18 protein-coding genes are annotated in these 22,790 nt (G+C 36.7%); 6 read left to right on the forward strand and 12 right to left on the reverse strand.

Annotated features, from left to right (window positions below; genetic code table 11):
- The first annotated feature begins 194 nt into the window (after positions 1-194).
- On the forward strand, positions 195-2,003 hold the full coding sequence (gene ggt, locus GVN22_RS16775) for a gamma-glutamyltransferase (RefSeq protein ID WP_240915685.1): 1,809 nt from the start codon (positions 195-197) through the stop codon (positions 2,001-2,003).
- 136 nt (positions 2,004-2,139) lie between these two features.
- Here the strand turns inward: ggt and GVN22_RS16780 are convergent, their stop codons facing one another.
- The 9 genes from GVN22_RS16780 to GVN22_RS16820 all read right to left on the reverse strand — a co-directional run bounded on the left by GVN22_RS16780 (position 2,140) and on the right by GVN22_RS16820 (position 12,331).
- Complete coding sequence (locus GVN22_RS16780) at positions 2,140-2,820, reverse strand: VIT1/CCC1 transporter family protein (protein ID WP_166552169.1); 681 nt, start codon at positions 2,818-2,820, stop codon at positions 2,140-2,142.
- 214 nt (positions 2,821-3,034) lie between these two features.
- On the reverse strand, positions 3,035-5,356 hold the full coding sequence (locus tag GVN22_RS16785; RefSeq protein WP_166552170.1) for a TonB-dependent receptor: 2,322 nt from the start codon (positions 5,354-5,356) through the stop codon (positions 3,035-3,037).
- A 117-nt stretch (positions 5,357-5,473) separates the two neighbouring features.
- Entirely contained in the window at positions 5,474-5,695 is a 222-nt protein-coding gene (locus tag GVN22_RS16790) for a hypothetical protein (protein ID WP_166552171.1), read from the reverse strand.
- Positions 5,696-5,892: 197 nt separating this feature from the next.
- Positions 5,893-7,431: a cytochrome c peroxidase gene (locus GVN22_RS16795; protein WP_166552172.1), complete on the reverse strand. Its 1,539-nt coding sequence runs from the start codon at positions 7,429-7,431 to the stop codon at positions 5,893-5,895.
- Positions 7,432-7,440: 9 nt separating this feature from the next.
- Positions 7,441-8,250 (reverse strand): MbnP family protein, encoded by an 810-nt coding sequence (locus GVN22_RS16800; protein ID WP_166552173.1) that lies wholly within the window; start codon positions 8,248-8,250, stop codon positions 7,441-7,443.
- Between the two features lie 33 nt (positions 8,251-8,283).
- Positions 8,284-8,844: a DinB family protein gene (locus tag GVN22_RS16805; protein WP_166552174.1), complete on the reverse strand. Its 561-nt coding sequence runs from the start codon at positions 8,842-8,844 to the stop codon at positions 8,284-8,286.
- A gap of 176 nt (positions 8,845-9,020) precedes the next feature.
- Positions 9,021-9,404 (reverse strand): hypothetical protein, encoded by a 384-nt coding sequence (locus GVN22_RS16810; RefSeq protein ID WP_166552175.1) that lies wholly within the window; start codon positions 9,402-9,404, stop codon positions 9,021-9,023.
- Positions 9,405-9,557: 153 nt separating this feature from the next.
- Positions 9,558-11,747, reverse strand: a complete 2,190-nt coding sequence (locus GVN22_RS16815) for a TonB-dependent siderophore receptor (RefSeq protein WP_166552176.1) — start codon at positions 11,745-11,747, stop codon at positions 9,558-9,560.
- A gap of 197 nt (positions 11,748-11,944) precedes the next feature.
- Complete coding sequence (locus GVN22_RS16820; protein WP_166552177.1) at positions 11,945-12,331, reverse strand: hypothetical protein; 387 nt, start codon at positions 12,329-12,331, stop codon at positions 11,945-11,947.
- Positions 12,332-12,660: 329 nt separating this feature from the next.
- Between GVN22_RS16820 and GVN22_RS16825 the strand changes: the two genes are divergently transcribed.
- The gene (locus tag GVN22_RS16825; protein WP_166552178.1) at positions 12,661-13,137 is read left to right on the forward strand and encodes a hypothetical protein; all 477 of its coding nucleotides are present in this window, start codon (positions 12,661-12,663) and stop codon (positions 13,135-13,137) included.
- Between the two features lie 187 nt (positions 13,138-13,324).
- Here the strand turns inward: GVN22_RS16825 and GVN22_RS16830 are convergent, their stop codons facing one another.
- Both GVN22_RS16830 and recA read right to left on the reverse strand, forming a co-directional pair.
- Positions 13,325-15,004, reverse strand: coding sequence for a DUF3667 domain-containing protein (locus GVN22_RS16830; protein ID WP_166552179.1), 1,680 nt, complete (start codon positions 15,002-15,004; stop codon positions 13,325-13,327).
- A gap of 243 nt (positions 15,005-15,247) precedes the next feature.
- On the reverse strand, positions 15,248-16,333 hold the full coding sequence (gene recA / locus GVN22_RS16835; protein WP_166552180.1) for a recombinase RecA: 1,086 nt from the start codon (positions 16,331-16,333) through the stop codon (positions 15,248-15,250).
- A gap of 492 nt (positions 16,334-16,825) precedes the next feature.
- Here recA and GVN22_RS16840 point away from each other — a divergent pair, with 492 nt between their 5' ends.
- Together GVN22_RS16840 and GVN22_RS16845 are read left to right on the forward strand one after the other, a co-directional pair.
- A complete protein-coding gene (locus GVN22_RS16840; RefSeq protein ID WP_166552181.1) occupies positions 16,826-17,878 on the forward strand; it encodes an aminopeptidase in 1,053 nt (350 codons plus the stop codon).
- Between the two features lie 108 nt (positions 17,879-17,986).
- The gene (locus tag GVN22_RS16845) at positions 17,987-18,790 is read left to right on the forward strand and encodes a DUF3108 domain-containing protein (RefSeq protein ID WP_166552182.1); all 804 of its coding nucleotides are present in this window, start codon (positions 17,987-17,989) and stop codon (positions 18,788-18,790) included.
- 175 nt (positions 18,791-18,965) lie between these two features.
- On the opposite strand, the gene GVN22_RS16850 is transcribed toward GVN22_RS16845, so the two are convergent.
- Complete coding sequence (locus tag GVN22_RS16850) at positions 18,966-20,270, reverse strand: deoxyribodipyrimidine photo-lyase (protein WP_166552183.1); 1,305 nt, start codon at positions 20,268-20,270, stop codon at positions 18,966-18,968.
- A gap of 597 nt (positions 20,271-20,867) precedes the next feature.
- Here GVN22_RS16850 and queA point away from each other — a divergent pair.
- Together queA and GVN22_RS16860 are read left to right on the forward strand one after the other, a co-directional pair.
- On the forward strand, positions 20,868-21,920 hold the full coding sequence (gene queA / locus GVN22_RS16855; protein WP_166552184.1) for a tRNA preQ1(34) S-adenosylmethionine ribosyltransferase-isomerase QueA: 1,053 nt from the start codon (positions 20,868-20,870) through the stop codon (positions 21,918-21,920).
- A 117-nt stretch (positions 21,921-22,037) separates the two neighbouring features.
- Positions 22,038-22,715 (forward strand): 2-C-methyl-D-erythritol 4-phosphate cytidylyltransferase, encoded by a 678-nt coding sequence (locus tag GVN22_RS16860; protein WP_166552185.1) that lies wholly within the window; start codon positions 22,038-22,040, stop codon positions 22,713-22,715.
- Positions 22,716-22,790 lie beyond the last annotated feature (75 nt).

Below are 22,790 nucleotides of genomic sequence, written 5' to 3' on the forward strand. Positions count from 1 at the left end.
CCAAACTTCTTCAAAGAGTTTGGGCTTTTTGTATATTTGAAGGATATATAGGAATCTTCTAAAAGAGTGTTTCTTGTTACCTTAACTAAAAAGAAAGTCTATGAATTATCAGAATCGATGGAATTTACTTCCTACTAATGATAACGAATAACTTCTTGTACTTTCTGCTTGTTAATTAAAAACCAATCTTCATCATGATGAAATTTAAACACATTGTCTTACTCTCTTCGACAACTTTAGGGCTTATATGGAGTTGTAAAACCCCTGCTGTACAAGTTAACAATACGCCCTCTCCTATCAGCAAAGCCAAAGAAAATCAGGGTTTTTATCAATTTTTAAATGATGATCCTAATGCTTCTCCTTTTGTCGCTAAAAAAGAACCTGTTTATGCACAAAATGGTATGGTAGCAGCTACTCACCCAGAAGCTTCAAAAGTGGGAGTTGAAATCATGAAAAAAGGAGGAAACGCCATTGATGCAGCTATTGCAACGCAGTTTGCCCTAGCGGTGGTTCACCCAGCTGCAGGCAATATAGGCGGTGGAGGATTTTTGGTATTTCGTGACAAAAAAGGGAATACTTATACGTTAGACTACCGTGAAAAAGCTCCCGAAAAAGCCAGCAGAGATATGTATCTCGACGAAAAAGGCGATGTAAAAGCGGGTCAGCCAAGCTGGTATGGTCACTTGGCAAGTGGAACACCAGGGGCTGTTGATGGTCTCGAACAAGCACACAAGCGTTTTGGAAAGCTATCTTGGAAACAAGTCCTTCAACCTGCTATTGACTTAGCCGAAAATGGTGTGGCGCTTACTGCCCGTGAAGCTCGTGGATTAAACAGAATTAAAGACGACTTATTGAAATACAACCCAGGAAAAACGTATTTCCTAAAACCTGATGGGTCTGAGTGGAAAGAAGGCGAGTTATTAATTCAGAAAGATTTAGCAAAAACCCTACGTCGTATTCAATCAGAAGGTCGTAAGGGCTTTTATGAAGGCGAAACAGCCAAGCTTTTATTGGCTGAAATGAATAAAGGTGGCGGAATTATCACTCAAAAAGATTTGGATAACTACCATGCTGTTTGGCGTGATGCCATTGTTGAAACGTACAAAGATTTAAAAGTAATTACCATGCCTCCTCCATCTTCAGGAGGTATTGCATTAATGCAACTTTTAAAATATGTAGAAAATTATCCCTTGAAAAAATGGGGATGGCACACCGACTCTACGACTCAAGTAATGATTGAAGCTGAACGTCGTGTATTTGCTGATCGTGCTAAGTGGCTAGGCGACCCTGACTTTGTAAAAGTTCCTCAAAAAGAATTGTTAAGTCAAGAGTTTTTAAAACAACGCTGGAATGATTTTAGCTTCGATGCAGCCACAGATAGTAAAAAAGTTTCAGGCGGTGCTATTGCGGGCTATGAAAGTATGGAAACAACCCACTCTTCTTTTGCCGATAAAGAAGGCAATGCGGTGTCTATTACTACCACTTTGAATAACTCTTATGGTAGCAAAGTCGTAGTTGCTGGTGGAGGTTTTTTACTTAATGACGAAATGGATGATTTTTCTATCAAACCGGGACACCCCAATTCGTATGGTTTGGTAGGTAACGAAGCCAATGCTATTGCTCCTAATAAACGTATGTTGTCGTCAATGACTCCTACCATTGTGGAGAAAGATGGCAAATTATTTATGATTCTTGGTACACCAGGAGGCTCAACTATTATTACTTCTGTTTTCCAAGTATTCTTAAACGTAGTAGAGCATGGGATGAATATGCAACAGGCGGTAGATGCGCTACGCTTTCATCATCAATGGCTACCCGATAGAACAACATTTGAAGAAGGAGCCTTTACTCCACAAACCTTACAAAAATTGTTAGGTCGTGGTTACAAAATAGAATCACAAAAGAACACGATTGGTCGTATGGATTGTATCCTACTTTTGCCCAATGGTAAGTATGAAGGTGGCGCCGATGTTAGAGCAGACGACACAGCGATAGGATACTAGTTTAAATTGGAGAATTGGAAGATTTGAAAATGAGCTCTAAACTTTACTCATTTTCAAATCTTCTTTTTTACAATTTAAAAAAGCCTGAATACTTTTCTAATACCAGTTACACTATTAACCTATAACCTGAAGAGAATTATCCAAATAGCTTTGCAACGCCAAAGGCAGCCGCCGCAGCAGCAGCACCGATAGATGTTACCTTGAATGCACCTATCCATGGAGGTTGACCTGTGATTCTACTTTTGAAAAATCCAAAGACGAACAATGCCAACAAAGTAATCGCCACAGAGAATTTGAGTCCTAAAATAGCATCATCGACCAAAAAATATGGACTCAATGGAATAATCCCTCCTATTACATAGGAAATACCAATAGTGGCAGCGGAGTTTCTAGCACGATTGATGTCTGGTTTTTCAAGACCTAGCTCAAATTTCATCATAAAATGGACCCATTTGTCTTTGTCTTTTGCTAATGCCTCCACAATTGCTTCTTGCATATTGGCATCGAGACCATAATCAGCAAACACTTCTCGGACTTCTTCTTTTTCTCGTTCGGGCACTTTTTCGACTTCTTCGTATTCACGTTTCAATTCGGCTTCGTAATGTTCTACCTCGGTCTGTCCAGCCAAATAACCTCCTAAGCCCATCGCTATTGCGCCTGCTACAATTTCGGCAATACCTGCCGTCGTAACAATCGAAGTATCAGCTACCGCTCCTGACAAACCCGCAGCCAATGCAAAGGGTACCGTCAAACCGTCGGACATACCAATAACTATATCTTTCAAAAAATCAGAACTCTCCAAATGTTGTTCTTCCATGTTTTATTCGGAATTGGTTTAACGATATAAATACTTCAATTTAAGAAATCTTCTTGTAAAAATCAGCCGAATATGATTCTTTACCAATGATAAATGTTTCTTTCCTATCCGTAAGGGCCAAGTCTCTAGCATATCTGTGCTCAAGAGAACACCATCACTAAATACAACAACTACAGTAGGACCTAGTTAAATCTAACCCTACTGTAATGAAGCATTAAAACTTTCCTGTTACAGTTATACCCCACATTCTGGGCATACCCATCATATAAGACCCATAACCGAAAGCCATATATCGTACATCATTGAGGTTACGTGCCCAAATAGCCACGTCAAAATGGTTGCTAGTAACACCCGCTCTGGCATTAATCATGCTGTAAGCATTTTGGTGATAGGCATTTACAAAATCCAATTGATACTCTCCAATGTATCTCAACTCTCCTCTGACGAAGGCTTTGAGATTTTGAACCGATTTTGATAAAGGCACGCCGTATTGAACCGCCAACATAGATTGCAAAGCAGGGTTATTAATGGCTTTGTTGCCTTTGTAATTTATTACTGAATTAGAAATTGCATCAAAAAGCTCTAATTTTTTATACTCACTATGTGATGTGCTGGCAGTCCAATCAATCTGTAAATTTTTAATAGGAAGTGCTGCAACCTCCAATTCCAAACCATAATTATCCATGTCACCTACATTGAGCGTAGCATAGTTTATGCCGTCTTGTGAGGTAGAAACTTGCTGGTCTTTTTGTTGAAAATAGAAAGCGGTAAGGTTGATTTTAAGTCTGTTGTTCAGGAATGTATTTTTAACGCCTATCTCATAATTATCTGATTTTTCAGGATTGTAGGTAGGATTTGTTACGTTTCCAAAATTGAAACCTCCCACTCTGAACCCTTTGGCATACGAACCATAAATCATCGAATTTTCTGTCAACTTTTGACTCAAAATTACCTTTGGCGTAAAGGCATTAAATGTTTTCTTGGCAGTGCTATCTGTGGTCAAAGGCGTTACAACACCACCTTTTTCAAACGCTGAATTTTGGGTAAGTTCACGGTGTTCTATGTCATATCTTGTACCAACCGTAAGGTCAAATGTTGGCGTGATAGCATACGTAGCCTGACCAAAGAAAGCTATACCAAAGGCATTTCTTCTACCATTGGCAATTGACGAATAGGGAGCACTAGGGTCGAGTAATGCGTAATCTTTATCATAATAAGTGGTACTACCATTCGTGGTTTTTTCTCCAAACAAGAAAGAACCTACTGTCCATTTCAATCTGTTTGTATTTGCGGGAGAAGAAAAACGCAATTCTTGTGTCCATTGATTTTGCTTTGTCCAAGTCGTGAAGCTAATCAGTTCAGCAGGGCTAAAGTCAAAATCAAATCGTCCTGGGAGCCAAATGTGATAATCTACAAAAGAAGTAATCGAGGTAAAATTGAAGTTATTACCATAATATTTCACAGCAGCAGAGGTATTGAAATTGGTTCTACGTTCGGTGTTATCCCAATTTCCGTAAACAGTATAAGGATTTGCTCTGGCAAGACTGTCTGTAGCAGCCCAAGGATAAGCCCCTTTGTCCTTGTCACTTTCATATCTGGTGTTCAAGTCGATAGTCCATTTGTCTGATACAAGGTACTTTAGATTAATATTACCGATATAAGCATTATGTTGATCAAACTCCTTTGTATTCTGTGTAGGATTATCATAGATTGCCCCACGACCGTTTGATTGGAATCCAGCATTGACAAAAAGTTTATCTTTGATCAGAGGCGTATTAAAACCAACGCTATAACGCTGTTGGCCATAATTTCCTAAGTCAATTTCGGCAAAACCACTAGTCTTATTAGTTGGTCTTTTGGTAATTACATTGAGTACTCCTCCAAAGGCATTTCTACCGTAGAGCGTGCCTTGAGGCCCTCTCAAAATTTCAACTCGTTCGATATTACTGAAGTTGAGTGGCGCAGAGAAGTAGTCAAATTGATAAACGCCATCGACATAAGTAGCCACCGCTTGGTCATTTGAAAAGCCCATTGAGCCCCTGATGTTCAAAAAACTAGAACCTGTACTATTTCCATGTTCTACCGTGAAGGTACTTGGTGCCAATGCCGTTAGGTCATTGATTGTCCAAACTCTGTATTCCTCTAATTGTTTGGCATTTAATGAGGTTACAGCCAAAGGCGTTTTTTGTAAACTAGCCTCAATCTTGTCAGCGGTAATGACTACCTCACCCAATGTTTGAGTGTTGTCAGATAGAGTGATGTTTAATATTAGGGATTTATCTATTATTTCCACTTGTTCAATTTTCGATGCAAAACCAACAGCACTAATTTGAAGTTCATATTTACCTTTCTTCAAAGGAATAGCAAAATTCCCTGATTTATCAGCAACTGTTCCTAAAGAACTATTTAACACTGCTACATTTGCAAAGCCAACAACCTCTCCTGATTCAGACTTAATTGTTCCTTGTATTTTTTGAGCAAAACTGCTAGTTGCCCAAAGGCATAGAATAATGACGATAATATTTTTGAAACTCATTTTATAATTTGATTGAATATGGAACTTCCTCGTTAAGAGATATGCACATAGCATATCATCAATGCAAACCTTAGCGGACAATTGCATTGATTTTATTTGAATTTTTCCTAGAAAATATTAAATCAAAATACGTTTTGGAGGCTGAAAAATATCAGGATGAAAAGAAGTAAGGTCATAAGACTTATCTCCATACAAGTCTTTTCTTTGTACGAAAAAGTAAGTCAGAGTACATAATGAGAGGCATTGGAAGTCATGGCAATACAACACTTCAAATTTATCTTTAAGCGATTGTGGTATGTGTTTTTGTTCTTCTTTATCGGAATTTTTCAGTTTTTTCATCAACTGACAATTTCCATTACAATGCATTTTCGGTTTATTACGATTCTCACAAAGATTTTTTGCAATGTAGTCTTGATTGATTTTGAAAGATAGGTAGATACCAACCTTGCAAAGCACTTGCAAGAAAATGAGTATCGCCAATAAAAAGGTTACTATCTGTTTCAAATCTTGAGAGTTTGTATAAGTTGTTTTTCAATCTAAGGCAAGAGGGCTCTTTTTTTCAAATCCTTGAATTGATATTGCTTAATGGTTGGAGTACTTTCTTCATTGGATAAATTACTGAGCCATGAGAATTTTTTCTCCGAACTTTCATAATAAAACAAGGGCTTGTCTGATGGTTTAAAAGAAGACATTAACCTAAACATATTTGCGGATAATTCGCCAAAATGATCAAATTGGTGTTCAGCAAGGGCTTTTCCTTCAATAATGTGATCGGCATCGAAGGCAATTCCTTGAAACACTTTATCGAAATAAACTCTTGAAGCAATATCCAGATTCTTTCTCTCAATTCTATCCAACGATAAGGTAAGTTTATTAGCCAAAACGGCTGCCTTGTTCGTCTCCTTTTTAAGAATAGCATCTTTCAACTTTAGATATAGTACCAAACTCTCATTCATGATGAGTTGATGTTTCTCGTTGCCAAAAGACAGTTTTTTGACATCGTCTAAAATATCTTTTTTAGGAATAACTGTTTTTAAAGAACTTTCAGAAAAGGACTCTTTTTTGATAAAATAGTCGTCATCCAAGGTTTTCAGAAATGCGATAATTTTCATCTTTTCATCCGAATTTAAGCTAATTCCTAATTTCCCATTTTGTTGTAGAATAGGATCTAAATACTCAGATTTTACTACTTTCCCAGCGTAATGGTCTAGCACTTGTTCAAGCGTTTCGAAACGACCATCGTGCATGTAAGGAGCTGTATATCCCAGATTTCTTAGACTCGGCACTTTAAATTTGTGTTTATCTGATTCTTGTTGATTTACCTCAAAACGACCTAGGTCTTCTACTTTGGCAACACCAAGTCCATTATTGCGAAAAGAATAATCGGTAAAAAGTTCACCTGCATGACATGAAGCGCATTTTTGCTTGAAAATTTCCAAGCCAGCCAGTTCTTTTTCATCTAGTTCAACTCCCTCCAAACGCATATACTGGTCGTATTTGGAGTTGGCTGAAACCATGGTAAGCATAAATTGAGAAAGTGCTTTTAAAAAGCGTTCGGTATTGATTTCTTCTGAACCAAAAGCATTTTTGAAAAGAGAAGGATAATTTTGAGACTTTCGGAGTTTATCTAGCACATTAGCCATACTTTCATTCATCTCAACAGGATTAGTAATTGGCGAAATAGCAAATAAGTCTAAATCATGAACGCCCCCATCCCAACCAAAGCTGGTCGACCATGCCAAATTATACAAAGGCATAGAATTACGTTTAGTCAGTAAGTCATTAACTCCATGACTAAACGCATGTCCATGTTGTGTAAATCCAGCCGATTGCTGATGACAGCTGCCGCAACTTACCGTGTTATCTGAAGAAATAATGGCATCATAAAACAAGGTTTTACCCAACTCTACTCCCTCGGCGGTTAGTGGATTACTTTTAAAATGGTAAGTTGGTTTTGGAAAATTAGAAGGAATTGCAAATAAGTTTTCATCGTCATTTCCTCTCACTCTTTTAAACGAGAACAACACCATAAGCCCAAACAGCAGTAATAGTGTTGGATAAATCTTGTTTTTCATTATACAATATTATTTCAATCCTAAACTAGTTTTTTCGGTTGGTGCAGGCATTCCAATGCCATTATAAGAGAACATGGATTTGTAATTTTCAGCAATTTTAGCTGAGTATGGACCACCCATAACCGAAGGATTTTTGGCGATACTTACTGTGGTTTCGCCATTGAGAATTTTAGAGGCGTCCATTTTGATACGAATGACAGGAGCAACTTTCCCAGCCTTTAATTTGATGGTTTCCTTGTTGAAAGCTAAACTTACATTACGGATGTTGTTCAAGGTTTTTTTGTCACCGATACCGCCAAATAAACCGATGTGGTACATAAAGATGTTTTCTTTCAAGGTTGATTGAGGCGATGAACCTTCCATTTTGACAAAAATATAACCCGAGTTCCATGCCCAATACATATCTTGAGCGTCACCAGCAACATCCAAACAACCTTTTCTGTAACCGATTTCGGCGGCGCTTCTTGCACTATCAATGCCAATTATAAAGTTGATTCCTACATATTTATCTTGGGGAATATCTTTCAAGGTAATAGTTTGGGTTTCAGGACGATTCTGACGAACCAAAAAATACGAATCATCCTGAGGAACAGTATATACAGAACCATCCTTTTTGACAAGCTGTATGTTACTTACATAATATTGAAGAAGACTAATGTTGAAATCTTCACCCGCTTGATTTTTGTAGGATTTCGTATTAAGTTCGACGGGGTCATTTCCTATAAAATTGTCAAATTTGATGCTCAACGAAGTTGTTTTTTGAGCAAACAAATTACTCGCTCCTAATAATGTCAGTAATAAAAAAAATAGTTTTTTCATTTGAATATCGTTTTATAATTAATGATGTAATATTTACCAACCAATATAACCTTCTGGTGTTACGCCATTGAGTCTCAAATAACAAATGGCTTGTCCTCGATGATGAATAATGTGATTTTCGAGAGCGCAGAACAAACGCCAAATCGGTATTTGTCCTCCTGCATAATTCTCCATCTGCAAAAGTTTTTCAGTATGAGTCTCAGTAACTACTTTTTCGACCCAGCCATAAAAGCCTATCAATTCCTGTTCGAGCTCTGTCTTTGTTAAAGTCTTCCAATAGCCTTGCTTCTTTTCTTTTGATTCGTTAGGATTGGGAATATTCAAACGTCCACACAATTGAGCTGTCGTAAACACGATACAATGCACGAACTGTGTACGCCATGAGAAGGATTCTGGTGTATATTTGAACTCCATCTTCTCTTCTGGCATTTGATTGTAAATCGTCAACGTGTATTTTTTTGAGCTTTTCCATGCTTCGGAAAATTCTTCCTTAAATCTTGATAATTCAGCATTGGTATTAGCCTGTGAAAGACTTGGCACAGCAACAAATCCAGTCACAAGAGACTGTAGGGCTTTTTTTCGAGAAACTTTCATAAGTTGTTAATGAATTGAGTATTAATAAAAGTAACCATCTGGATATATCTTCTACCGTGGCTACTAAGTAAATAGCCACTAAGAAAACATACCAAATAGACAATAGCATTACCTATGTCCATAGCTGGACAATAACCACTTTAGATGGTCGATGTAACGTTACAAAAATATTTGAGTTAAAATTGGGGAGGGTGAAAAATGCTCAAAGCCCAAGCTCTTAAGAAAGGTTCGATATAAAAATAGTTGATAGCAATAAGGTTTCGAAATACTCTACTTTCACCTGTTAGCCCAGCTTCTATTTTCTGGAAAAACAAGGTTATTTCTTGCATTTTTTCAAGCTTATCTGAAGTAGATTTTTGCTCTCTCTCGTCAGCAGCTTTTAATTTTTTTGCCAAAAAACACTTCCCATCACAGTGTAATTGTGGTCTATTGCGATTTATACAAAGCTCTTTAGCAATGGAGCTTTTGTTGACTTGGTAATAAATAACAACACTCCACTTACTAAATGTTGGTACATTCAGCAAGACAATTAGCAGAAGTGATATGTATTTTGTTACCATGTCACAAAGATAAAGCAGCATTTGTAGTTTCTTTCACAAATACTGAAGTTTATTATTGTTGTAAAAACTCAGACAATAAGGGCAAACTTATAAAAGAAACATTTCCTTAAAACTCTGCTCTTATTGTCTGAAATAATCAGATATTATAATCTTCTACAAATTTAATTTCAATGAAAGAATTACTTGACGCAAATTCCCCGGTGTGATAAATCCACGACCACCATAGTAATATTTTGTATCAAAAATATTATCTCCACTCAATGATAAGGTATATGCTTTTTGAGAATAGCTAACTACCGCATTAAACAAAGTATAAGCATCTGTCGCAAATGTTCCAGCTGATTTGGTATTAATAATGTTATCTTTTCCATAATAATTTCCTCCAAAACCTATTCCCAATCCTTTTAAATCACCTTTCATAAAAGTATAGTTTGCATACCAATTGCTCACCCAAGCAGGTCCTGAATTTACAGGTCGTAAACCTTCGGTATTGGCATCTGACGACGTTAACTTACTATCATTATACGCTACACCTCCGTGCAAATACAACCCTTCTACTGGGCGACTCTGCAAATCTATTTCCACTCCACGACTATATTGTTTTCCATTTTGAATAAACATCGAAACATTCTCAGGATTGGCACGCACCGTATTGCTAATTCGAATATCATACAAACTCAAGCTTGCATCTAATAAATGTTTTTCATGAGCATATTTCAAACCTGTTTCGAACTGGTTACCATATTGAGGTTTGAAATTTGCTACCGTTCCATCTACCTGACTGACAGGCGCTACATTCTGAAAACCATTCATGTAACTGGCGAAAAAAGCTAATTGTTCAGGTAATAGCTGATATGTTAAACCAACTTTAGGAGAAAAAGCAGTTTGGTCGTAAGCTCCAGTCCAAACGTCTGTTGTCTTATTATAAGTACCTGAATTTTGCAAGAAATCTACTCTAGCACTTAACATCAAAGTCAAGTTTTTGGTAGGGTTAATCACATCTGAGGCATATATCGAGTAAGTCGTAAACGTAGTTTTAGTGATAGCAGGTACTCTACCTAACAATCTGCTATTGATTTCACTTTCATTGAGTAATCCGTAGTTAACACTTTTTCCTGCCACTGCTACTGTGTCAAAAGTCGGACGCACTACGCCGTTGGCTGCATTAGCTCTTGAACCATCCAAACCGTTGGCTGTAGTACCATATACATATCGATAATAATCAGCTCCTAATAATACTCTGTGACGCACTGAACCTGTCGTCAAATCACCAATAAAGTTTTGTTGAATTTGTTGATTAATAATAGTCTCTGGTGCATAATTGACAATTCTACGCACAATCGAGGCATTATTATTGGTCATAACCATCGTTTGATAGTTGCCATAAGACTCGCTATTTGAAGTCATCAAATTTGTTTCCGATTTCCATTGATTTGACAGCATATAGCTAATTTTTCCGTACAAGTTTATAGCTGTAGTTTTATACAAAACACTATTATCTGTGTAAGATTTGTAATAATCTAAATTCAATCCACTTGGACTTTCGGCATAAGTCAACACACCATTTTTGAGAGGGTTCATGGGTGTCAATAACAAATTATTGGTCGAAACTCTTCTCAAAATTTCCGCTTCTGCATCAATTCTCAATTTGTCTGATGCTCTATATGTAAAGCTTGGTGCTAAAAATAAGTTTTGGTAAACACCTTGGTCTTGAAAACTTTCTTTGTTGGTGTAAGCACCTGTTACACGCATCAAGCTTTTGGATTGAGCATCTAACTTTGCATTGACATCAAAAGTCGCACGTTGAAAATTGTTATTACCTCCTGCCAAAGTAATACTTGTAAAATTATCATCTTGTGGTTTGACTGTCACACGGTTGATTACACCTCCAAATACTGTCATTGAACTTCCAAACAAGGTTCCGCTTGGTCCCTTTACTACATCCAACTGAGCGATATTGACAGGATCAATATCTGAGGCGACATATCCCAATATTCCATTTCTAAAGTTAGAACGCGTGCGAAATCCTCTTACGGTGTAATATGGCGAAACACCTGCCCAACTTGGCGATACACCAGTGGCATTCGACAGCATGTTGTATTGCACAAAATAGTTGCGGTTCAAAATCAACTTGCTATTTACTGAATGTGTAACCTGAGGGTTTTCTAAATTTTTCAACGGTATTCTTGAAGTGTATTCACTCGACACATCTGCTGAGTTATTTACTCCACGAATAATTACTTCGTGTAAATCTGTATTTTTTAAAATAGTAGAATCTTTGTCTTGTGCTTGTGAAGCAATATAATTACCTATAAATAGAATGGAAAAAAGTACTTTTTTCATGAGAATATAATTTGGAATATTAGATAGGATAAACCTAGTATTTACAAGAGAAAACAGTCGTTCAATCTCTGTCAGAAACAGAAAACTGTACTGTTTTCCTCAACAAATTGTGATAATTGTGGGTACAGAGACATAGTGCTACATGCATATTATGACATAATACACCAGCTCAAACTTTTGTACAACAAAGTGGTAACTCAACAAATGGGAGGTTTGAAGATTTTTGAAAAGAAGCTTTGTAAATAAAATATAGGTAGGAAGAAATGATTAGGTATTTCGTAAATCGGTAAAATCAGTTTTGGAGTATTTGTAATGATACAGATTTCGCAATATAAATCTATGATTGAGTTAGTGCCTGCATTTTTCTGTTGAGCTTCCTTTTGTTCGGCAGCTTTGGCTAATTGCTTAGAAAGATAGCACTTTCCATTACAATGCATACTTGGGCGATTACGATTTTGACAAAGATTTTTGGCAATATAATCTTTTCTCAGGCTGTAATCGAGATATACCAAGGGAGAAGACAACATCCTAATACCCAGAATGATGAACAGAAATAATGCTCTATGGTTATACTCTAATGCCATTAATTATCCTCAAAAATGAGTGCAAAGGTAGTTTTAATAGTGTAGGAGTTCAATGATATTTTAGTCATAGTTTATAAATTCAAGGTTTTGTACAATAGAATTGTGGTTTAGTTATACGCTGTTTTTATAAGAAAATTTCTATACTCCTAAATAATCACATGACCTTCTTGCAGCAAAAATATTTTGGGATTTCCCCCTCAATAAAAAGTGACTTAATTCGTATATATAGTCGGAATAGAAAATTTTGCTATATTTAGCAGAATTACGATCTAGACATCATAGACGTACTTGTCAAAACCAGTTTTAACCATTTCAACAATCGTAAAAAAATGAAGAAGTTACTTGCCCTTGCCCTTTTGTTGGCTAATGTATTAGTTTGGGATGCTAATGCTCAAAAACCTAAAGACGAAACTAAAGACGCTAAAAAAGAGAAAAAAGAAAAGAAAGACAAAAAGGATAAAGAAGAAAAAGCTGACAAAACCGACAAAAAGGACAAGAAAGCTAAAGAGGATAAAGCTCCGAAGGAAGACAAAAAAGTAAAAGAAGATAAGGCTGCTAAAGAAGATAGAAAAGCAGACAAAGACGCTAAGAAAAAAGAAAAAGAGGTAAAGAAAACTGATGACAAAAACTCAACAGTAAAGCCTGAGCCGAAAAAAGTTGATAAGAAAACGGAAAAAGCTGCTGCTGGCGACGACAAAATCGTAGGAAAAGATGACAAAGGTCGCTCTATCTACGAAGGTCCAAAAGGTGGTCGTTACTACATCAACTCAAATGGTAACAAGTCTTACATCAAAAAAGACAATTAATAAACACATTTAATGATTTGTGATTATTAACGTCTAAAGATGTATCCTTTTGAAATATAGTATCAAAAAAGGCGTTCGAAAAACTCATTTCGAACGCCTTTTTAATTGACTGTAAAGATATTTCTAAGCAAGTATCTCAAAACTCATGAATAATCACTCATCTACTTAATCATATTCACTCAAACTTCTATTGCAAGGCAAATTTGATAGCGCCTGTAATCCCAAGTACCATAGTAAACGTAAAACAGTACATACAAAACAAGACCATAGACTTCCAGATAGTTTTTAGCCAAGACTGTCGATATACTACTTTAAGCGACATAGCGAAGTAAATCATAAATACAATCATCGCAACGCTCAATGCGATATTCCAATGCCCCACCAACAAGCCTATGCCAACAAATATCATGAGCATGAGCATGAAAATTGAATGAATATGTATTGAAAAAATCAAGTGTTCGTAATAAAATCTAGTTTGTCCATCAAAAAGCTTTGGAAGAGTTGGAAAAGGCTTCTGGCGCATAAAGCCCCCCGTCAAGGTATATTTCAACAACCTAAAGCTGTACGATATCCATTTAAAAGGATACCATAGCAAACTATGAACACGCTTACTGTAGCTAATTTTAAGCATCAGTGCTACCAATGGCATTAGGATAAACATCATGAAAGAAATTACATTTACACCAAAGTGAACCATTTCGCCAATTGCCTTTTCGGCATCTTCATCAAAAGCCAATTCATAATATGTGACGTTACGACGTAAACCTCTTTTCAAAAACGCAAAAGCACTTTTACTTCCCTCCTCCTTTATAATCAAACTGTCTAAATCTTCATTACTCATACTAAGTAAACGTTTTTTATACGTTCTATTTTGAAGACTTCCATCGCTACTTTTGGTGAATACCTTTACCCCCTCAATCCATACGGGAACCTTTACATTGTTCTTCAATGAATGTAAAATGAGAGTGTACTCAATCTTGCCTTTTTTACCCAGCTTTTCAGTAAAGTATGCCTTCAAATCCTCCGCAGGTTCGGTGATTGCTTCCGTGTGTATCGAGTCCAAAGCTAGTTGTTTTTGGATTTCAATTAATACTGGACGTTGCTTATACTCAGGTAAGGAATCAATAATAGCTCTTAGGGTATCTTCTCTTTCTACATTCATTTCGTCTAAAATCTCATCAGTCGAAATATCAAAATTCGATACATAGTCAATAAACCCTTTTGCTTGAGATGCTAGTTTTGTTTGTTTATCAAGTGTTTTTAGCTGTTTTTCATCTCTAGCAATCTTCTTTTCCAAGGTATGTTGTAAACTTGTATCTTCCCTAGCAATAGCCGAATCAAGTTCCATATTCAGATTTGCGATTTCCTTACTCTTATCTTCTCGTTTTTGTCTTACAGCCTTCAGAGCTTGGCTTTGTATAGATTTGTCCTCCTTTTTATTACTTTCTTGTTCATCGTCTTCATCTTTATCAGCTCGTTTCGAATCACCTTTCAATCCATCGATGACACCTCTTGCTACATCATTCGTAGAATTTAAGCCCATCTCTACTAGTTCATCAAAAGCAATAAAAAACACAAATGATACAATAAAGTATAGGCGAATTGGAGGCACATAGCGAGCCCTTCTTCCTTCCAAAAAGTCTTTGGTAATTTTACCTGGTTGTGAAAAAATTGATTTTGCAGTATTGTAAAACTTTGTATCAAAATTGGTAATCCCTTCAAAAACATCATACAAGAGCTGTCCGATTCCTACTTTCAAATCATGGTTTTCTTGACCACAATTTGAGCAGAAATTATCTTCTGGTTTCAGCATGTTATGACAGTTGTGACAGACTTCTACTTTACGACGATTTTTGTGTATCGACATTTTAAATAAGTTTAAGGTTTGTGACGCACCGTTGAGGGGAAATCAACAGGAAAAGTGAATGAAACTCCAAACGGTTTAGGTAGTTTAATAAAATTTTCTCAAAATACTCATTTTTTCAAATATTGCATAGACGATCAATGCTTTTAGATGCAGAATAAGTAAGCTTTTGAATTTTAGCTATTTTCCATAAAAAAAGGAGAACACCTTTCGGCATTCTCCTTTTTACATTTATAAAAGACAGGATTATAAGTTTTCATCCAAATCGCCGTCATCTGCTACACCACCTTCTGGGTCTAACAACGCGCCGTCATCGCCTTTTACTTTATCTTTGATTTTGCGTTCTAGCTCATCCAACAATTCAGGATTATCGCGAATCATCTCTTTTACGGCGTCACGACCTTGTCCTAAACGGTTTCCATCATAACTAAACCAAGAACCAGATTTTTTTACGATATCGAGTTCTACAGCTAAGTCGAGCACCTCACCAGATTTTGAGATACCTTCGCCATACATAATATCAAACTCGATTACTTTAAATGGAGGTGCCAACTTGTTTTTTACCACCTTCACTTTTGTACGGTTACCAATGATATTATCAGCACCTTCTTTGATTTGTCCAATACGACGAATATCCAAACGTACCGAAGCGTAAAATTTCAAGGCATTACCACCTGTTGTTGTTTCTGGGTTACCAAACATCACCCCGATTTTATCACGAAGCTGGTTGATAAAGATACAGCAACAACCTGTTTTGTTAATTACCCCTGTTAACTTACGAAGAGCTTGAGACATCAAACGAGCCTGTAGACCCATTTTTGAATCACCCATATCACCTTCAAGTTCAGCTTTTGGTACTAGGGCAGCTACAGAGTCAATCACACAAATGTCAATAGCTCCTGAGCTAATCAATTGTTCTGCGATTTCGAGAGCTTGCTCACCATTATCAGGTTGAGAAATCAACAGTTGGCTAGTGTCAATACCAAGTTTTTCGGCATACGCACGGTCAAAGGCGTGTTCGGCATCAACAAATGCGGCCAAACCTCCTCCTTTTTGAGCCTCTGCAATACAGTGCATTGCTAAGGTTGTTTTACCAGAAGATTCTGGTCCGTAAACTTCTACAATTCTTCCACGAGGTACACCACCAATACCTAGTGCCAAATCTAAGCCCAATGAGCCTGTAGAAATCACTGGAACGTCTATAACTTTACTGTCAGACAAACGCATTACGGTACCTTTACCATAAGTTTTATCCAAACGCTCAAGCGTAGTTTGTAGGGCTTTGAGTTTCTCTGCTGCAGGATTACTTGCTTCAGCTTGTTGCTTTGCCATGTTGTATAAATATAAGATAAAAAGAATGACTTTATTTGAATGAATTGTCTATAGAAGATCCAAACTTTGGTACCTTTCAAGAGCAATTCTAGGGTTGTTACGTAAAAAATAACGTAGGTAACACATTTTGTGATTTTTATAACTTAGGTTAATCAAATAGACTTCTCTATTTTGTTTACCTAGAGATTCGAGGCAAAATTTACACAAAAAACTTCAATGAGTTACAACATCGTGGTATTTTTTCTGATTGACCGTTATCGCTATCACTATTCATCAAAACATAAGAGCTTTATGATTTCGGAATGTGAATTTACAAGTTTTTGTATAAAAAAGGTAATCTTCTTGGAAATATTTTTCCTTAAAACGGCTATTATTTTTATACAAAAATAAAAAATATATTCACAAAAGAGTAATCTTAAAAAAACTTGGCGGTTAAGTCTAAAGTATCTGTTTTCAGAAAATTCGTACCTTTAAACTTTGATATTCGATAAAATGAAAAACTTATTTAAGAAAAAAAGATATTGGGTACTCATCTTCCTTGGTTTACTTTCGGGTATCGTATTGTGGCAATGGAATTGGACCATCTATTTATACGCACAAGCCAAAGGAGGATTGAATGTTGCCTTTAACACTCGCCCTCTCAGCGAAGTATTGAAAGACCCGAAAGTTCCTGATTCACTCAAAGCCCGCATCCGTTTGATTGGCGAAATAAAGCGCTATGCCACCGATTCGCTAGGACTGAAAGATAATCCCGACGTATACCAAACGCTATTCGACCAGCAAGGCAAACCACTGGTTTATCTCGTAACGGCAGCGGAGCCCTACAAAATGGAAGCCGTAGAGTTTCATTTTCCGATTATTGGTAATTTTACTTACAAAGGTTTCTTTGACTCTACCATGGCTGCTCAAGAACTAAAAATTTGGCAGCAAAAAGGCTATGATACCGATTTGGGACAAGGTATTGCCTATTCAACATTGGGGTGGCTCCCTGAACCTATCTTATCAAGTATGCTATTTTATTCGGAAGGCAAACTCGCGAGCCTTATTATTCATGAAATGACTCACGGAACTATTTTTGTCAAAAACGAACATGAAACTAGTGAAAACTTAGCCAATTTTATCGGAGAATATGGTGCTAAAAGATACCTCAAAGCTAAATATGGCAATGAGTCTGACGAATACCAAAAATTTGTTCGTGGCAAAACATGGCGCAAAGTTTTGGTGACACATCTCAACAAATCTACCCTAACGTTGGATAGTTTATACAAAACTTTCAAACCCGAATACTCTAATAAATACAAGGATTCTTTAAAATATACGTTTATCAGAAAAATAGTAGCAAAGGAAGATAGTATTTATGCTCAGTTGTCACATAAACCATTACTTTCCAATAAGTTAAAAAATGAAGATTTGCCCAACAATGCATATTTTGTGAGCTTTAAAACCTATCATTCAAAACAAAATGAATTTGAGCAGATTTTTGAAAAACAATTTCGTGGTGACTTTCGTAAATTTTTAGAGTATTTAAAAAAGCGATTTGAATAAATAGCGCTCTGGATTGACGGATTAGGTTGAGAAGACAAAGAATCAACCTTTAAAAATCAACAGGAGCGAAACCACAATCAGCCAACAACCACAAACTTCTCAAGTAACATGAAAAAGATTCTTATTGGAGGAACAATCTTGCTATCCTTGACTGCTTTTAGCTTTTTTCAGGAAAACAATAAAATCGTTGACTCCACAAGCTTGGTCAAAGGCGAACATATCGAATATAGAGTGCATTATGGCTTTGTAAACGCCGCCGAAGCTGTGGTAGATGTGGACGACAAATTTCAAATGGCCAATGGTCGTCCTTGTTATAAAGTAGTGGTAAACGGTCGTACTACTGGTGTAACAGACTGGGTAACAAGAGTACGTGATACATGGGCATCGCATATCGACAGTGAAAAAATTATGCCTCACCAGTTTTACATGAAAAAGCAAGAAGGCAATTACAAAGCTGAAGAAAAAGTCATATTTGACCATCAACAAAATGTAGCCAAAACCTTTGAGTTGATTGATGACAAAGAAAAGAAAACTTTAAGTATTCCTGATGGGATTCAAGATGTGGTGAGTAGTTATTATTATGTTCGAGCGATGGATTTTAATAAAACGAAGCCTGGTGAGAGCTACCCACTTTCTTTTTTCTTTGATAACAAAATCTATAATATGAGATTAAAGTTTAAAGGAAAAGAAACTATCAAGACCAAATTTGGGAAAATAGAAACCTATAAAATTATCCCAATGCTACCTAAAAACAATTTCTTTGTAGACGAGGAATCTGTAATTATTTGGGTATCGAATGATGCGAACAAAATTCCGATTCGTGTAGAGATTGGATTAAAAATTGGAGCCTTGGCACTCGACTTACGAAGCTACAGTGGCTTAAAACAAGATTTGAAATTTGATAATAACTAGATTGTCATAAAACAAAGAAGGTGAGAGCAACAGCCTCTCACCTTTCTCGAAATCTACACAACATTATATAATCTTAACCACCATTTATGAATGGTTACCCTTTTTCAACACAACTGATTTTATGACCCTTTTTTAGGTTAAAAGTCACGGTTTGTGAATCAATTTTATCAAAAATTTATTTTTTTAACGCTTTTTGATAAACCTCCAAGACTCTTTTACGAGCCATTTCATGATTCACAATCGGTTGTGGATAGGATAATGAATTTAATTCGGGTACCCATCTTTTGGTGTATTCTAATTGCTTATCGAACTTTTGCGTTTGGAGAGTCGGGTTAAATACTCTAAAGTAAGGTGCTGCATCGCAACCGCTACCCGAAGCCCACTGCCAGCCTCCATTGTTGGCAGCAAAATCAAAATCTAATAATTTCTTGGCAAAATATGCCTCGCCCCAGCGCCAATCAATCAACAAATGCTTCGTCAAAAAGCTTGCCACAATCATCCTCACACGATTGTGCATAAAGCCTGTGGCATTCAACTCACGCATTCCTGCATCCACAATTGGATAGCCCGTTTGTCCTTTACACCAAGCTTCAAACTCTTGCTCATTGTTTCGCCATTCGATTTGGTCATATTCACGACGGAAAGACTCTCCCTGACAAATGTGAGGAAAATGATATACAATATTAAAATAAAAATCACGCCAAATTAACTCATTCAACCAAGTTTCTGATAAATTTTGTGCTTTTTTCACTAATTCTCGAATACTAACTGTACCAAAACGCAAATGCACAGATAATCGAGAGGTACCTAAAATCGCAGGGAAGTCTCTTTTTTCTGCATAATTTTTAACAAGTAAGTCCTTCACTTCTTTGACAGGAAAACTCATACCTACAGGCAAAAAACCCATAGACTCAAGACTAGGAGGATCGGGTAAATTTATTTTGGAGAAATTAGAAAAATATTTTTCCGTAGGATAAGACTTTACATAAAAGTCATTAAGTGTTTCTTTCCACTTTCGGCTATAAGGCGTAAATACCGTATAAGGTGTTTTGCTACCTGAGAGGACTTCATTTTTTTCAAAAATCACATGATCTTTAAAGGTACGAAACTCAATTCCTTCCGATTGTAAGTATTCGTGTACCATATTGTCACGCCCGATGGCATAACTTTCAAAATCATGATTGGTGTAAACCGCCTCTATATCATAGGTTGATACAAGCTCAGGAAACACCGTTTCAGGCGTACCATACTTTACCAGCAAACTGCTTCCTAACGCTTTGAGTTGGGTATCCAAATCGGTGATTACCTGATGAATAAATTCTACTCTTCGGTCTTTCTTATCCTCGAGTTTATCTAAAATATTTCTATCAAAAATAAAAATTGGCAATACATTCGAGTGGTTACACAACGCTCTGTATAAGCCCGCATTGTCATGTAGACGGAGGTCTCTTCTAAACCAAAAAAGGGTATATTTTGACATAGTAAAATTTGATTATCCTAACTAAACTCACCACTTGCTAAAATTGTTTGAAGATTACCTCCACAAAATTTGGGGAATAGGCTAAAAAAAATGTAATTTTCTCAAGATATAATTTAAAAACCTTCAACTATGAATCAAAGCCTTATCCATGCGCCACCTGTCTATTTCTTTCTTTCACAAGTACCTCAACTACAGGATTTCAAAGCATTTTAAGTAATTCTTCCGTGTTCTATCAGAGTATCTCCAAAAAGAAATTTGCCATTTATTTTTAACGCAATGAAGATTTTATTTCTATGAAACTTTTTTTCTTTATCCACTCATCGATTCAATAGAAATTTCAGAACATGTCATCTCGAAGCTTTAAATGCACTTTTTTGTACTTTTTGGAGTAAATAACTTGGACACAAGCGTTAGAAAAATCGAATAAACTAACAAAAATTACCATATTACAATAGAAAATGTATTGACAAGGCCTATAGTAAAATTGTATATTTGCAAGAATCGCTTTCAAATAGATAACTTAGCCCGTGTGAACATAGTAATATCGTAGGGCATTTGTTGTCTTTTGAGAGAACATAAACAGCAATAAATAGCATAATGAAACTTTCGGAATTTAGATTTGACCTGCCACAGAGCTTGATCGCACTTTATCCATCAGAAAACCGTGGAGAGTCTCGCTTGATGGTTGTAAATCGCAAGACAAAACAAATTGAACACAAGATGTTTTCCGACATCATCAACTACTTTGAAGATGGTGATGTAATGGTAACTAACAATACAAAAGTATTTCCTGCACGTTTGTTTGGACAAAAAGAAAAAACAGGTGCTAAAATTGAAGTTTTCTTACTTCGTGAATTGAACCGCGAGCACCGCTTGTGGGACGTGTTGGTAGACCCTGCTCGTAAAATTCGTGTAGGTAACAAATTATATTTTGGCGACAGTGATTTGGTAGCTGAGGTAATCGACAATACTACCTCACGTGGTCGTACGATTCGTTTCTTGTACGATGGCGATCATGAGGCCTTGATGAAAGCCATTCATGAATTAGGAGAAACACCACTTCCAGACGAAATTCGTTTTAAACGCAAAGTAGAAACTAGTGATGAAGAACGTTACCAAACCATCTATGCTGAACACGTAGGTGCTGTAGCGGCTCCAACAGCAGGTTTGCACTTCAACAAAATCATCATGAAACGTATGGAGTTGAAAGGCGTAGCATTTACACCGTTGACTTTGCACGTAGGTTTAGGAACTTTCCGTCAGGTAGATGTAGAAGACCTTACCAAGCACAAAACAGATTCAGAAAACTTCTTTATTCCTGAAGATACTTGTAAGTTGGTAAACGACGGTATTGATACCAACAAGCGTATTTGTGCGATTGGTACAACTGCCTTGAAAGCGTTGGAATCTTCTGTATCGGCAGACGGTCACTTAAAGCCAATTGAAGGTTGGACAGATAAATTTATCTTCCCTCCTTACGATTTCCGTATTCCAAATGCTCTTCTAACAAATTTCCACTTGCCTGAGTCTATCCTTATTATGATGACAAGTGCATTTGGTGGTTATGAATTAATCAAAGAAGCATACGAAATTGCGATTAAAGAAAAATACAAATTCTTCAGCTACGGCGATGCAATGTTGATTATCTAATCCATTTCTTTCCAGCGTAAGAATTAGCAATACTTTGAGAAGTCGTAAGAGTTTGTTTCAACACAAATTTCTTACGACTTCTTGTTTAAAGGCTGTTTTCTAATTTATATCATCATTATGTCTTCAAACAAATATGCCATCGTTGTTGCAGGCGGTAGTGGTAGTCGCATGCAAAGTCAGCTTCCCAAGCAATTCATTGAGCTAGATGGTTTACCAATACTTTTCCATACCCTTTTACGCTTCAAAAAAGCAGACGAAAGTATCCAATTGATTTTGGTATTACCCAAAGCTCATCAGGCATACTGGCAATCTCTTTGCGAAAAACATGCAGCTGTAGCCCAGCAAGTTCCTCATTGGTTGGTAGATGGCGGTCAAACTCGTTTTCAATCTTCTCAAAACGGTCTTGCTCGCATCGAAGGCGATGGGTTGGTCAGCATTCATGACGGTGTTCGCCCGTTTGTAGAGGCAACAGTTATTCAAAATAGTTACCAAACAGCACAGACATTGGGTAGTGCCGTGGTAAGCGTTCCATCCAAAGATTCGGTGAGAGTCAACGGAGTCGCCGTGGACCGTGCCACAGTACGTTTGATTCAGACACCACAGACATTTCAAGTAAGTATTTTGAAAAAAGCTTTTGAAACAGAAGAATTAAGCACATTTACCGACGATGCCAGCGTAGTAGAAGCAGCAGGCTTTCCGATTCATTTGATTGATGGTTCTTATGAAAATATCAAAATTACAACTCCAGAAGACTTATTATTTGCAAATATGCTTTTAGAGAAGTACAGGGATTAGGGATTAGGGATTAGGGATTAGGGATTAGGGATTAGGGATTAGGGATTAGGGATTAGGGATTAGGGATTAGGGATT

The organism is Cellulophaga sp. BC115SP, assembly GCF_009905545.1.
Lineage (GTDB): Bacteria > Bacteroidota > Bacteroidia > Cytophagales > Spirosomataceae > Flectobacillus > Flectobacillus rivi.